Origin of the sequence: Bradyrhizobium sp. 153 (genome assembly GCF_023073835.1) — a bacterium.
Classification (GTDB): Bacteria; Pseudomonadota; Alphaproteobacteria; order Rhizobiales; family Xanthobacteraceae; genus Bradyrhizobium.
In genome coordinates this window covers 1-13,530 of record NZ_JADPKH010000060.1, presented here as the reverse complement: position 1 = coordinate 13,530, position 13,530 = coordinate 1, and the positions used below count along the sequence as shown (strand labels likewise).

Sequence of the window (13,530 nt, the reverse complement as noted above, 5' to 3'; positions counted from 1 at the left end):
CGGGCACGCGGCACCTGAGGTGCGCGAGCTCCAAGCAACACGTGGAGCCCAGTCGAATTCGCCGGAAGATCCTAAAGCAACTTTCTGGCGATCGGACAATGAGCGCCGTCAGCAGTTAGCAGCTGCATGAGTCTCACGTTTTGTCCGATGTACCCGATACCGCCAAGAAGGCCTGGTAGGTCTGCCGCATTCCATCTACAAGCCTTGTCCTCGCGCGCCAGCCGAGCCTGGCGAGACGGCTGACGTCGAGCAGCTTGCGCGGCGTGCCATCGGGGCGCGACGTGTCGAAAGTGATCTCGCCGCCGTAACCGACGACCTCAGCCACGACCCGCGCGAACTCGGCGATGGTGATGTCCTCGCCGGTGCCGATATTGACAAGGTCCGCGCTCGAATAGCTCTTCATCAGGTGCACGCAGGCATCCGCCATGTCGTCGACATAGAGGAACTCGCGCCGCGGCGTGCCGGTGCCCCACACGGCGACGCTCCTTGCGCCCGCGACCTTCGCCTCGTGGAAGCGGCGGATCAGCGCGGCAACGACATGGCTCAGTTCGGGATGATAATTGTCGCCGGGGCCATAGAGATTAGTCGGCATCACGCTGATGAAGTCGCTACCGTACTGGCTGCGATAGGCTTCCGCCATCTTGATGCCGGCGATCTTGGCGATCGCGTAGGGCTCGTTGGTCAGCTCGAGCGGGCCTGATAGCACCGAATCCTCGCGCAGCGGCTGTGGGGCCAGCTTCGGATAGATGCAGGACGAGCCCAAAAACATCAGCTTCTCGGCGCCGTTTTGATGCGCGGCCTGGATCACATTCGCGGCAATCGCGATGTTGTCGTAGATGAACTCGGCACGCAGCGTGTCGTTGGCGACGATGCCGCCGACTTTTGCGGCGGCGAGGAAGATCACTTGCGGCCGCGTTTTCGCGAACCAGTCGAACACGGCGGCCTGGTTGCAGAGATCGACCTCGCGCCGGTCGACCGTGACGAGTTGCACGTCCTCCCGCGCGAGCCGGCGCATCAGCGCGCTGCCGACCATGCCGCGATGACCTGCGACGTAGACGCTTTTGCCCTTCAGCTCAAACGGTGCGTTTGCCATGGGCCACCTCCCGTTTTGCTTCCGCCAGATCGCTTGCCATCATCTCCTCGACGAGCTGGACAAAGCTGCGCTTTGGCTTCCAGCCGAGCACCTGTTGTGCCTTGCTGGCGTCGCCGACGAGGAGATCGACCTCGGTCGGACGGAAGTAGCTCGGATCGATCCGCACCACGGTCTTGCCGCTCTTGGCATCGACGCCCGTCTCGTCGACGCCCTCGCCGCGCCATTCGATGCGGCGGCCGACTTGCGCAAAGGACAGCTCGACCATCTCGCGCACCGAGCGCGTCTCACCGGTCGCCAGCACGAAATCGTCGGCCTTGTCCGCCTGGAGGATCTTATGCATGCCCTCGACATAATCCCTGGCATGGCCCCAGTCGCGCTTGGCCGAGAGATTGCCGAGATAGAGCGTCTGTTCGAGCCCGACCTCGATACGCGCGACGCCGCGCGTGATCTTGCGGGTGACGAAGGTCTCGCCGCGGATCGGGCTCTCATGGTTGAACAGGATGCCGTTGCTCGCGAACATGCCGTAGGCCTCGCGGTAATTCACCGTGATCCAGTAGCCGTAGAGCTTCGCCACGCCATAGGGCGAGCGCGGATAGAACGGCGTGGTCTCCTTCTGCGGGATCTCCTGCACGAGGCCGTAGAGCTCGGAGGTCGAGGCCTGGTAGAACCGCGTGTCCTTCTCCATGCCGAGGATGCGGATCGCCTCGAGCAGCCGCAGTACGCCGATCCCATCGGCATTGGCGGTGTATTCGGGGCTCTCGAAACTGACGGCGACGTGGCTCTGGGCTGCGAGATTGTAGATCTCGGTCGGCCGGATCTGCTGCACCAGGCGGATCAGATTGGTCGAGTCCGTCATGTCGCCGTAGTGCATCAGGAACGGCACGTCCCCGAGATGCGGGTCCTGGTAGAGATGGTCGACCCGCGCAGTGTTGAACGAGGACGAGCGCCGCTTGATGCCGTGCACGATATAGCCGAGCGACAGCAGATGTTCGGCGAGATAGGCGCCGTCCTGTCCAGTCACGCCGGTGATTAGAGCGACCCGCCGTTTGCTCTCTTGGTTTGACAAATCGTTGCTCTGCGCAGGCTAATGTCGGTCCCCGATCGACGACGTCAATCGCGTCTGGCCTCTTCGAATGCGGAAGCGTCGCGCTCTCGAACTGCCGAGTTCTGGTCTCTGTATAGGCATTGCATCAATTGCTCAACTGTACGGAGGTAACCTTCCACATCGAAAGGGTTTTGAAGGACTATACGAAAGTTTGTAGCCCAGAAGATTTCGTTCGGCCGTCGTCAGGCGTTTCTCTATTGCGCGGGTGCAACTAATGAAATTGCGGCGCGGATAGGAGGTAAGCAGACCCGTTTGGCCGAGAAGCGTTCCACAGTCCCTGCGTGGTCAACTCGCGCGTTGAGCCAGCGAGTGTCCCTCATTTCGTGTCCTTGCCTAAGAGTTTTCCAGTCTGCTGTTCATCCAGTGCAACCGCGAGCAAGCGGGGCAAACAAAGCATTGAAATTCGTTCTCTGTCGCGCAGTACTTATCATCATCGATCCATTTCTGGACAATCAAGTTGGTGATCTGGCAAGCAAAAGTGAAGGCGCGCATATTGACTCTGTGCTGTTTGAGTTCACAGAAAAACGCTGCATGAACGAGGCCAGTGCTATATGGGACCTCAAGGGGTTTATCGCGACGATCAGTGTGCCCTGCGCCACCGAATGACGAATTCAGTAGCGAAAAGCATCTGGCGGTTCATTGCTCGCGAGTGGCCACGGAATCAACAACAATGGTGCGTTTAGCCCGCGGACGATATGGCTCAGAAGGTCAGTGCTCGGTTCGGCGACCATTCGGCCTGGGGTGTTTTCCGCGCTCGCAAGCATGTCTTTGGGCCGGCCGTAGTATGACTAGGCAAAGCCCGCATGTGCGTGAATAAGCCGCCTTGAGCACGTGCCGCTGCCATTGAAACTGGCGGTTTGCTGGTCCCGAGCGCCCCTTCTCTTATCGATGCCCGCGGCAAAGTCCCGGTTCTTGAGCAAGCATTCTGCGGACAGCAGCCTGAGCTGACGGATCAGCTGCGTTCTACCTCAATTATCACATTTGATTTGCAGCCCCTCGGCAGAAAGAATTCGGATGAGCTGCTCGTGGAGAGGTCGACCCGGGCCTTTAAACCACGTGCCACCCGCTCGCACGCGCCGAAAGCAGCGTAAGCTTTAGAGGCGCGCCCTCGAAATGGATCGCCGGCTTATCGGCTTCGAACGCGGTGTTGCCCTCAAAGGTGCCGAGATCAATCTTCAGTCCCTCGCGGGTATAAACTTCCACATCATTTCTGATCCAAGGCGCTCACATGAGTTTTTACTCGTTCATCAGGTCTTGATGGGCCTCATTGCCTGGATCGGCGTTCGGCCCTGGGGCAATCGTCAGGCCTGCACGTCGCGCAGATCCAGCTCGCGGATCTATCGGCAGCTCTCTTGCTCCCGCGATGACCGCTGCCCATGCCTAGCAATTGCGCGCGCTCGTCTCGGATTACTGTTGGTCATCTAGTCTGCGTTCCTTCAAGGACGCTGCGTCCGTCCGACCATGGCGTGACGTGCATTCGGGAATGGTGATAAGCGCACCATGATGACAGCTTTTGGCGAGGTCCCATCACAACAGGTTCGCCGCACATATATGCGGTTCCAGGATCGCCATTCTTGAAGCCAACAATGGCCCGGCATTGGCCCTCACAGTGATCGACGAGCAAGACCCTGTTGGATCCATCGGGTCCTCTCACATGTCCGCTCCGGGATAGCGCATCAATCTCGTAGCGGCTGGTTGGGCACTCAGTGCCCGCAAACGTATTTCGAAGCCCCCAAGGCTGGATTGGTCCTTCTTACATGTGGGCGATCTTGTCTTCATACGGGCCGGCGATCTGCGTGAACAGGACAGAAACAGCGTTCTTCGCAGTGAGCGCGATCCTCAGCCGCTTTGGCAGAAAAGCTCTCATCGCAAGCAACCGGCCTGCTCCGCTTTAGTACAGGAATTCTGAAGCAACCGAACATTGGTGCTCCCTAGGGGGCACTCTACAATCTGACGCTACGTACGATTCAATCCCCCTGCGGGCTTATCGCGTGAATATGTCGAAACCGTCTTCGTTCGCCAGGAGCCAGCCGCAAGACGAGGAGGGCGGGAGGCGCTTCACCAAGGCAGTTGGCTTTCTGTATTCGTCGTCTGCGGAACGCGCAGCTCGGGTCCGCTCGAGTGTGCGCGCATAGCTACGCCCAACTGTGAGGCTGCTCGTCGCCGGCCACGAGTGATCAAGCGAATCAGTCAAGCTTACTTGAATGTGTGGATAGGAGCTGCCTCGGCGCCGGAATCAATCGTCCATGGCTGAATGCTCTCTCGAGTCTGTGCGAATTGGTTTTGTCTATCCAGCCGAGCTCTCGCGCTGTCACCATCATAATAGGGCTGCTTCCCGGGAGTTGTCGGTGCCGTGGCGGCTGAGCAGAATAGGAACGAGATCAATCGGCAGCGCGTTAATCTGGTCAATGAGCCAAACTCCCGTCAAGGCACCTAACAGTGACTTCGCCGTTCTAGATAACTTTGAACTATGGACCGCGAAAGGCGGCGTCAGGTGCAGGCCACGCGGGGTTGATCATCGCGGGTTCGATACTTGTGGGAAGATCTGCCGGGCGTCACGTTGGAAGCCCGCGCCAAAGCGGTACTCAGCCCTGGTCCCGTTGAGAGCGTCGCGGCTCGGGTCCAGATTGGCGCGTTTGCTACAATCGTTGTTGGTATCGAAGAGTTGCTATGCCGACTACTCCAGGTCGGCCAGGGGACAGACGGCGTTTTGAAGGCAATCAACTGGCTGTTGGAACGAGCGGCGCAGTTGGCCATGCTCTCTGATGGACGGGCGGGGCCTTGTAGCGGCGCCGATCGGTGTTCCTCCCATTCATCTTGAGGCGCGAGCGATTGTTAGGCCGGCATTCTCCAGCACATCCAAAATCCTGTCGGCAACGGCCCGCGGATCTCGCTGGTCCTCTTTGCTCACGTTACAGGCCAAGGTAGCTGCGATGATCGCGTGCGCTGCTTTGCGCTGGAGGCAATCGTACTCGGCATATTCACCGCAAGTATTGCAGTTGATCACTGGTCGGCCGCTCCAGGGATCGTGCATTGCGATCTCGCACCAGTTATCTGTGTGACATTTCGGACAGGGCACAGATCGAGATTTCCTTGTGGTCTGACCTCGCGCGCTCCATGGCCGTCAATTGAACGACTGCTTGGTAGCCAAAGCTGCAGAAGTCATTGCTACTCCGGAGGCCGTGTTGCCCGTCTTTGGATACGAAAAACATGATGGAGGCGGCGGCGGAGTCAATCCAGGCACCCGAAGGGGGCTCCGGCATGAGCGACCAGTCGACGCATCTCTGGCGAGAATGCTGGCAACCGTGTATGCCTACAGCTACCTGTTTCGGCGTGAGCAAGCTATTGCAGGTTCGCCGCGGCCGCATCACGGCTATGTAAGATGAGTATGGCCTCCAACTTCCATTCCACTCTGAGCTGCGAGGCCCCGATCTCCGGACCGCGACCTCTGCGTGAGCAATCTATCAAAGCGGGCAATCGCCACGCGACGATGCTGCTGCGATCTTAGAATCCGGTTCTCCTGCAGCCTGGCTTCATCGCGACACGTTGCAATGATTCGCCGAGGCGGCTTCACTGCGGCGTCCGAGACAACGCGGGCCTTCTGCAATCTGGCTCGCCAAATGACACACTCGAAATTGTGTCGCCCGGAAGCTGTTGTACGGCCAAGCACGCTCGCCACCTGTAAGAAGACCCTACAATCTGACGCTACGTACGATTCAAGCCCTAATGTCGAGAGTCGCGCATTTCGCGCCCCTCGCCGCGCTTGCTGCGAGCGGCTTGTCGCATCTCAGACATCAACAGAGCGGTCGGCAGATAACGGCAAATGAGGTGCTTTTGCGACAGCCAACCTACGGGATCTTACGTAGGGCATGTGTCGCAATTTCTTGATCTAAAAACTGCATCGTATTCCGCATGAAGCAAAAAAACCTGTTCTCAGACGCCAAACATTGGCGAAGCCGTGCTGAAGCGACCCGAAGAAAAGCGGAGTCGCTCGAGGACGACACATCCAGATGCAGGCTGATCAAGGTCGCTGAGGAATATGATAAGCTGGCTCGCCTCGCGGAGGGGCGGCAAAGAAATGAGGTTGACGGGCAGTTCTGATCGACCGGGCGGACGGTTGCACCGATCGTCAATGCTTGTGACCCCGGCGCGGGGTGTCTCTCCGTTGGAGCTCACAGCCCGCTAGGGCTGAACTGCGAAACTGCGTCATGCGGTAAGGCCAATGAGCGAGGCTGCTGAACGAGTGCGGACCGCGCGTGCGAGCCTCTGACCATGAATCCATTCTGGGTCACGGTGGCCGGCCACATAGATGACGCATTGACGGTGTCTCAGGCGGCAAGCCGGCTAACCGCTAGACATGAAGGAATGAGATGAAAGCCCACCGTCAGATCGTCGAAATCAAAGCCTCTCGCTCGATGACCTGGCGAGGCATTCGCGTCGCTTTGCATCATGTGCTGAAGCCTGCGACGTTTGTTTGGGTGGCAAAGTAGCCGGTTCGCCGGATCATGCCACGCGAATTGGCTTCCGCCGCCATTAAGCGTTTCAGTCGAATTCTGGCATCTTGCACCAAGCACGGCGAGCTCAACGCCATACGTTGCGGACTTGTTCAGGCGACGAGGCGAGCAGAAGCTCCTGCGGGCACGGCTTGCCAAGACAAGCCATCGTAGATGTCTGCGCAGATTGTCTGCATGAGGCCTAGTTCGCAACGAACGCGCGAATGACGAGAAAGTTTAAGAGAGCTCAGATGTCGAAAGATAAACCCAAGAGAGCTCCCCGGTGAACGATGCGGACAGAACCGATGTTCTTCATCCAAGTAAGTCGGTGCAGATGATCAGCGGCAGTTGGGGCCGCCCATGCCAGGGTACCAGCCGTTCGATGTACGAGTCGGACAACACGACTGGTGCCGGATGCAACTCTATCGGCCAAAAGAAGAAGGAGGACGCATGAGGAAGCAAAGTGTAGAAAGACTCGAAGCGGGGCGCGTCCGCGATGGCCGATTCGCCACCGCACCGGGGTCTGGTCCTTCCGGTCTCTTCTTCGTGCAGGGGCCTTGTGGCTGCCAACTCAAGATCGTCGGCTTCATCCGTCCGGGATGGGAGCATGTCTCTGTGTCGACGCCACGGCGATCTCCAAACTGGGAGGAGATGTGCTTCGCCAAAGATATGTTTTGGGATGAAGAGGAATGTGTGATGCAGCTGCATCCTCCTCATTCGCAGTATGTGAACAATAGTCGCTACTGCCTGCATCTCTGGAGGCCGACCCGTCAGGTCATTCCGATGCCTCCGGCAGCCTTCGTGGGCATCGTCGGGCTCGGGCCGTCTGAAGCGGCAATTCTGTTTGCGCAGATGAGTGCGACGTCTTAGCAGATCTCGCCGCGTCGTGCCAAGTCGGGCGGCGACGACGTGATCGAGAGTCCAGCGGAGTTGCTCACCACAGCCAGGGGCGGCGAGCAAGCCTAGGTGGCCACAGACCCGCCAAGGGCGCGCCGGGCCGCTACTCTGCGCCCCAGAGCCCAACCCGCTGCGCTTCTGGAGGCGGCGGGAGGTAACGCTCGCAGAGTCGGCTCGTCCGGGCCACCGTTTATTGTACGGGGATGTGACGCGCATAACCACACCATCGTGGAATCGGCCAGGTGAGCAGATTCGTGGATCCGTTGTACACGGCGCGCGGCCAAATACATTTGTATCAGGAGAGGCTCCTACGGGGCGCAACTACCGTACGCATCGGCTAGTTACCTGAGTGAGGCGCGTCGAGGAGCGTTGTTGCGCTTGTCTCGGCCTCGCGAGGAAATCCTGCATGAGGGAGCGGCGATTAGCCTGATACGAGCGCCATGCCCGCGCAACTCGGCGATATTTCTCGTCAATACCGGGCAAGAGTGTTGCTTTGCGAAGCTACGCACGACGGTGTCGCCTGTATGATCGACCGAAAATCTTGGGGGTGCTGTGGAAGTCGAAGGCAATAGCGGCCGCAACAGCGCGCCGGTCCGCCGCGACTGGGAACGTGCCGAGGCGGAAGGGGTTTACGCGCAGCCATTTGCCGAGCTCCTATTTCAGGCCCAGACCGTTCATCGCGGCAATTTTGACCCAAACCACGTCGAAACCGCAAGCCTGCTCAGCATCAAGACGGGCGGCTGTCCTGAAGACTGCACCTACTGCGCACAGAGCGTGCATTACGACACTGGCCTGAAGGCGACTCGCTTGATGGATCGCGCTGATGTGGTCGCCGCCGCGCAGCGCGCCAAGGCGGCCGGGGCGAGTCGCTTCTGCATGGCCGCGGCGTGGCGCAGTCCAAAGGACCGCGATCTCGATAAGGTCTGCGACATGATTGCCGCCGTTAAACGTGTCGGCATGGAGACGTGCGTAACGCTCGGCATGCTCACGCCAAAGCAAGCCGCGCGGCTCGCCGACGCCGGCCTCGACTTCTACAATCATAACGTGGACACTTCGCCGGAGTTCTACCGCAGCATCATCACTACGCGGACCTTGCAAGATCGGATCGACACTCTTACGCGCGTGCGCGAGGTGGGGGTCAAAGTCTGCTGCGGCGGCATTATTGGCATGGGTGAGCACGTCGATGACCGTCTCGGTATGCTGGTACTGCTCGCCAATCTTCCCAAGCATCCGGAAAGTATACCGATCAACCTGTGGAACGAGGTGGATGGCGTGCCGGTGAAGGTCACGGCGGAGCGTTCCGATCCGATTGCACTGGTGCGCCTGGTAGCGACCGCGCGGATCATGATGCCCAAGAGCGTCGTACGGTTGGCCGCCGGGCGCCAGTATATGACTGATGAACTCCAAGCCCTATGCTTCTTGGCGGGTGCGAATTCCATCTTTGTCGGCGATGTGTTGCTGACTACCAAAAACCCGCAACTTGACCGTGATGCAAGTTTGTTAGCCCGGCTCGGCATTACGTCTGGACTCGCTTAAGTCATCAGAACAACGGCGTGCTGCGTGCAAGCTATCAGCGTAGGTAAGACATGCAGATTATCATGATGAAGGGAAAGATTCATTGCGCCTCGGTAACTGAATCCGACCTGCACTTTGAAGGCTCGATCTCGGTTGATCGCGCACTGCTGGACGCGGCCGGTATCCTGATTAACGAACGCGTCGAACTCTACAACCTCGAGACGGGGGCACGCTTTGCAACGTTTGTGACGGAAGCGCCACAAGGGTCCGGCACGGTAGACGTGAACGGTGCGGCGGCGCGACTGGCGATGCCCGGCGATAAAATAAGTATCGTTGCATACGCCTCACTTGACGAGGCGGATGCAAGAATCTTCAGGCCGCGCATTGTGCTGGTTGATCGACAAAATCGCATCGTTCCGGTTTGAATCCAACAAGCTAGCCGCCGTAAGACCCTGTTGTTGGCGACCAGTTGGGAGTTTTGCTGCGTCCATCCTTGCTCAGCGAGTGAAGAATGAATTCCATCATTGCGGGTAAAGTCGCCAGCTATGCGGCAGGCTTAGATGCGCTTAAAAACGACGACCGCCTGCGGAGTCTCAGGCCGCGCACCGGGATTGACTTTTCATCAAACGATTATCTGGCCCTGGCGAGCGCGCCGCGCATGAAAAAAGCCATCGTCACCGCGCTCGAAGGGGGTACTCCGATCGGAGCCGGCGGATCACGGCTTCTGCGCGGTAACTGCGAGGAGCACGAACGCCTCGAAGCAGCAGCGGCGCGGTTCTTCGGCGCGCAGACCGCGCTCTTCTTCGGCAGTGGTTATGTCGCAAATTTTGCGGTGCTGACAACGTTGCCGCAACGGGACGACCTGCTCGTCCTTGATTCCCTGGTTCACGCCAGCATTCACGAAGGAGCACGAGCTGGCCGAGCCGCGTTTCGAATCAGCGCCCATAACGACCCCCAGGTTATCGAAAGCGCAATTTGCGACTGGCGTGCCGCGGGCGGAGCGGGGCGGGTCTGGATCGTAGTCGAGAGCCTCTACAGCATGGATGGCGATTTCGCACCGCTTGAAGACCTGCTCGCGATCGCGGACCGGCACGATGCGTTCTTGGTTGTGGACGAAGCTCATGCCACCGGCGTTTACGGCGAGCAGGGGCGAGGCCTCACAGCGGCCTATGAAGGACGCGAAAATCTCCTGGTTATTCATACCTGCGGCAAGGCGCTGGGAGCCGCCGGCGCGCTTGTCACCGCGTCTGGCGTGCTGCGCGACTTCATAATCAATCGCTGTCGCCCGTTTATCTTCGCGACCGCCCCTTCGCCGTTAATGGCGGTAGCCGTACGGGAGGCTCTCGTGATCCTGCAGGAGGAGCCGGAGCGCCAACAGCGGCTGGCGAGGCTTGTCGCGTTCACGCATCGGGAGATGGTTGCGAGAGGCGAGAGAAGTCCTTCGAACTCGCAGATCCTGCCCTATATCATTGGCGAGAATGCCCGCGCCATGAGGCTAGCGTCCGCGCTACAGGCTCGCGGATTTGACATCCGAGGAATCAGACCGCCAACGGTGCCGGCCGGCACGGCCCGTTTACGAATTTCACTGACGCTCAACGTCGGAGAGAATGAGGTGCGTGCGATGCTCGATGCCCTCGCTGAGGAGACGAGGGGCGGATCTCGATGAGTCAGCGAATCGTGGTGACCGGCACAGATACAGGGATCGGCAAAACTGTCTTTTCGGCAGGCCTTGCCCATCTTCTCGGCGCGAATTACTGGAAACCAATTCAGGCCGGTGTTGAAGGAGAGACCGATAGCCAGCAGGTCGCACGACTGAGCGGTCTTCCGGCCGATCGGATCGTTCCGGAGCGTTACCGCCTTAAAACGCCCGCTTCCCCGCATCATGCCGCCGAAATAGATGGAATTCGCATCGACCCCGATTCGCTCGTCCTGCCGGATACCGGGGAGCGACCGCTCGTCATCGAAGGCGCTGGCGGGCTGATGGTGCCGCTGAATTCTAGCGCACTCTACATCGATATCTTCCAGCGGTGGCGACTTCCCGTCGTGCTTTGCGCGCGCACGCTACTCGGGACCATCAATCACTCGCTGCTCTCGATAGAGGCCTTGCGAAAGCGCCAGATCGACATTCTTGGGATCGCATTCATCGGGGAAAGAAATTCTGAAACTGAGAGCGCAATTTGTGACATCGCGCGGGTGCGTTGGTTAGGACGGCTGCCCTGGATTTCTCCTTTGACGGCAGACAGCCTACGGGATGTCTTCAAAGGCTCGTTTGTTCCCGGCGATTTCAAGCCATGAAGCCAAACAAGAGGTGGCCAATTTGGCACCCATTCACGCAGCATGCTCTTCACAACGAGATGACCAAGGTTGTGCGTGGCGACGGTGCTTATCTCTACACGGCGGATGGTCATCGAATCATAGATGCAATCTCATCCTGGTGGGTCGTCACTCACGGCCATTGCCATCCGCAGATCGTGAGCGCGATTCAGGAACAGGCCGGCAAGCTGAACCAAATCATTTTCGCCGGCTACACGCATGATCCGGCTGAGGAGGTCGCTCGGCTCCTTTTGAAACTCACACCCCAAGGCTTGGACCACGTGTTCTACTCGGACAGTGGCTCAGCCAGCGTGGAAGTCGCCTTGAAGATGGCGCTCGGCTATTGGCACAATATAGGCGAACAGCGAACACGCATCGTTGTCATGCAGCACTCCTATCACGGGGACACGTTCGGTGCGATGTCAGTTGGTGCCCGCGGTGTCTTCAACGTGGCGTACGGACCTCTCCTGTTCGACGTGACCTCAATCCCGTTCCCTGCGAGCGGTCTTGAGCGGGCGACGCTTGATGCGCTTGAGTCAGCATGTCGGAACGAAAATCCCGCAGCCTTTATTGTCGAGCCTCTGGTGTTAGGGGCAGGCGGAATGCTGATGTACCCAGCTTGGGTGCTAAGAGAGATGAAGCGGATCTGCGAGGCGTCGGACGTCCTGTTCATTGCCGATGAGGTCATGACGGGCTGGGGCCGCACCGGAACAATCTTCGCCTGTGAGCAGGCCAATGTTGTGCCAGACATAGCGTGCTATTCGAAGGGTCTCACGGGAGGGGCGCTGCCGCTCGCGGTGACACTCTGCCGGGCGGAGATTTTCGATGCCCATTATTCAAAAGACCGTACGCGCACATTCTTTCACTCGAGTTCGTACACGGCAAATCCGGTGGCCTGTGCCGCCGCTAAGGCTAACCTGGATCTGTGGAAAGACCAGGAATGTCACCGGCGCATCGCTGCGGTTGCAACCATGCAGGAGCACGCAATTGAAGCATTCCGCGCCGATCCGCGCTTTGCAAACGTTCGCCGTAGCGGCACCATCACAGCACTCGATCTGAAGACGAGAGATACCGGCTATCTCGCAGGCATCGGCCCGAGGCTTCACGCCTTCTTTAAAGACCGTAATCTCTTGCTGCGCCCACTCGGTAATACGATTTATGTGATGCCGCCATATTGTGTAACAGCAGGTGACCTGGACGAAATATATGTAGGCATTTGTGACGCTGCCGATACACTGGCCTGAAGACGCGCGCGGCAGCGCAAGATCAAGGATCCTGAGCTGTCGTCGGCTTCCCGAACGACTTGAGAGAGCCTTGCCATAGACCTACGAAATGGACGATTGTGACCTCGCATCTGCAATGTGGGTTCTGCCGGCCGGGCGAGATCGCGGGCTTCGCCGGGCCGGCCCACAGTGTCATGCGCGTTCGGTTTCAGTCCGATCGCGTTATCGCGATTGGTTGCGTGTTCATCTGTGTGGATGCCTGCGCGAAGTTGTTACAAAATCATGAAGTTATGCGTCCATTGGTGACGGCCTGTTGCGGAAGTTCCGCCGTTATTTCGATTATGAGATTGCCTGGACGGCAGGTCTTATCAAGCCTCTACGGACGTGGAGATGCTGGACACGTCATCCGCATTCCGGAGTTTGCGGCAGCCGTGCGAGCGTTGGTGCATCTTTCCTATTTCCCTCGCCTGGGTCGCGGTCGTTTGCGGAACCTGCAGTCCGCCGAAGCCGCGGCTTTAAGCGCCATAAGCCCATCCTTGTCGTATCCATCCGAGCTAGGCCGCGGACAGGGGCTCACCGATTCCACCGCTTGAGGAGTTCGGGGTCTTCCTTGTGCATCCTGATGAGCTCCGTCAGGTTTTCGATGCCGAAGTCGGTGAACGCCATGACCTGGTCGTCACCTATGCCGTAAACCCAGATGACGCCATCCTCTGTGTCCATTCCGTTGGCCACGTCGTAAGCGCTTAGCCGGAGCCCTTGGTTCGGGATCGGGATAGCTGTGCGAAGAAGCCCCCGGGTTGGACGGAGGTTTGAGATGGGATTGGACAGCAAAAAGGACGTCCATTTGGACGGCCCGTCGGCGGGGTCGGTGAGCCGGTTGGAAGTTCTTGA

Annotated in this window: 11 protein-coding genes; 7 read left to right on the top strand and 4 right to left on the bottom strand. The window is 58.9% G+C overall.

Features of this window, described 5'->3' with window-relative positions; genetic code table 11:
* Positions 1–133 precede the first annotated feature (133 nt).
* Both IVA91_RS14835 and gmd read right to left on the bottom strand, forming a co-directional pair.
* Positions 134–1,093 (bottom strand): GDP-L-fucose synthase, encoded by a 960-nt coding sequence (locus tag IVA91_RS14835; protein ID WP_275996489.1) that lies wholly within the window; start codon positions 1,091–1,093, stop codon positions 134–136.
* Positions 1,074–2,159, bottom strand: a complete 1,086-nt coding sequence (gene gmd / locus IVA91_RS14830; RefSeq protein WP_247458871.1) for a GDP-mannose 4,6-dehydratase — start codon at positions 2,157–2,159, stop codon at positions 1,074–1,076. The genes IVA91_RS14835 and gmd overlap by 20 nt, the downstream gene beginning before the upstream one ends.
* Before the next feature lie 435 nt (positions 2,160–2,594).
* Here gmd and IVA91_RS14825 point away from each other — a divergent pair, with 435 nt between their 5' ends.
* The gene (locus IVA91_RS14825; RefSeq protein WP_247458870.1) at positions 2,595–2,804 is read left to right on the top strand and encodes a hypothetical protein; all 210 of its coding nucleotides are present in this window, start codon (positions 2,595–2,597) and stop codon (positions 2,802–2,804) included.
* 441 nt (positions 2,805–3,245) lie between these two features.
* Here the strand turns inward: IVA91_RS14825 and IVA91_RS14820 are convergent, their stop codons facing one another.
* Positions 3,246–3,401, bottom strand: coding sequence for a hypothetical protein (locus tag IVA91_RS14820; RefSeq protein ID WP_247458869.1), 156 nt, complete (start codon positions 3,399–3,401; stop codon positions 3,246–3,248).
* Between the two features lie 3,740 nt (positions 3,402–7,141).
* Between IVA91_RS14820 and IVA91_RS14815 the strand changes: the two genes are divergently transcribed.
* The 6 genes from IVA91_RS14815 to IVA91_RS14790 all read left to right on the top strand — a co-directional run bounded on the left by IVA91_RS14815 (position 7,142) and on the right by IVA91_RS14790 (position 12,660).
* Complete coding sequence (locus IVA91_RS14815; protein WP_247333160.1) at positions 7,142–7,561, top strand: hypothetical protein; 420 nt, start codon at positions 7,142–7,144, stop codon at positions 7,559–7,561.
* A gap of 579 nt (positions 7,562–8,140) precedes the next feature.
* Entirely contained in the window at positions 8,141–9,124 is a 984-nt protein-coding gene (bioB, locus tag IVA91_RS14810) for a biotin synthase BioB (protein ID WP_247333158.1), read from the top strand.
* 50 nt (positions 9,125–9,174) lie between these two features.
* On the top strand, positions 9,175–9,528 hold the full coding sequence (gene panD / locus IVA91_RS14805; RefSeq protein ID WP_247333154.1) for an aspartate 1-decarboxylase: 354 nt from the start codon (positions 9,175–9,177) through the stop codon (positions 9,526–9,528).
* A gap of 86 nt (positions 9,529–9,614) precedes the next feature.
* Entirely contained in the window at positions 9,615–10,769 is a 1,155-nt protein-coding gene (locus IVA91_RS14800) for an 8-amino-7-oxononanoate synthase (protein WP_247458868.1), read from the top strand.
* Positions 10,766–11,398 (top strand): dethiobiotin synthase, encoded by a 633-nt coding sequence (bioD, locus tag IVA91_RS14795; RefSeq protein ID WP_247281327.1) that lies wholly within the window; start codon positions 10,766–10,768, stop codon positions 11,396–11,398. Before IVA91_RS14800 ends, bioD begins: the two co-directional genes overlap by 4 nt.
* A complete protein-coding gene (locus IVA91_RS14790; RefSeq protein WP_247414835.1) occupies positions 11,395–12,660 on the top strand; it encodes an adenosylmethionine--8-amino-7-oxononanoate transaminase in 1,266 nt (421 codons plus the stop codon). Before bioD ends, IVA91_RS14790 begins: the two co-directional genes overlap by 4 nt.
* A 552-nt stretch (positions 12,661–13,212) precedes the next feature.
* Here IVA91_RS14790 and IVA91_RS14785 read toward each other — a convergent pair.
* Positions 13,213–13,530, bottom strand: a 318-nt coding sequence (locus tag IVA91_RS14785; protein WP_247458880.1) for a hypothetical protein, incomplete at its 5' end; no start/stop codon positions are given.

Excerpts from the sequence above, each read along its gene's own strand:
- IVA91_RS14835 (WP_275996489.1), bottom strand. The coding sequence starts at position 1,093 with ATGGCAAACGCACCGTTTGAGCTGAAGGGCAAAAGCGTCTACGTCGCA.
- IVA91_RS14815 (WP_247333160.1), top strand. The coding sequence starts at position 7,142 with ATGAGGAAGCAAAGTGTAGAAAGACTCGAAGCGGGGCGCGTCCGCGAT.
- panD (WP_247333154.1), top strand. The coding sequence starts at position 9,175 with ATGCAGATTATCATGATGAAGGGAAAGATTCATTGCGCCTCGGTAACT.
- IVA91_RS14800 (WP_247458868.1), top strand. The coding sequence starts at position 9,615 with ATGAATTCCATCATTGCGGGTAAAGTCGCCAGCTATGCGGCAGGCTTA.
- bioD (WP_247281327.1), top strand. The coding sequence starts at position 10,766 with ATGAGTCAGCGAATCGTGGTGACCGGCACAGATACAGGGATCGGCAAA.
- IVA91_RS14790 (WP_247414835.1), top strand. The coding sequence starts at position 11,395 with ATGAAGCCAAACAAGAGGTGGCCAATTTGGCACCCATTCACGCAGCAT.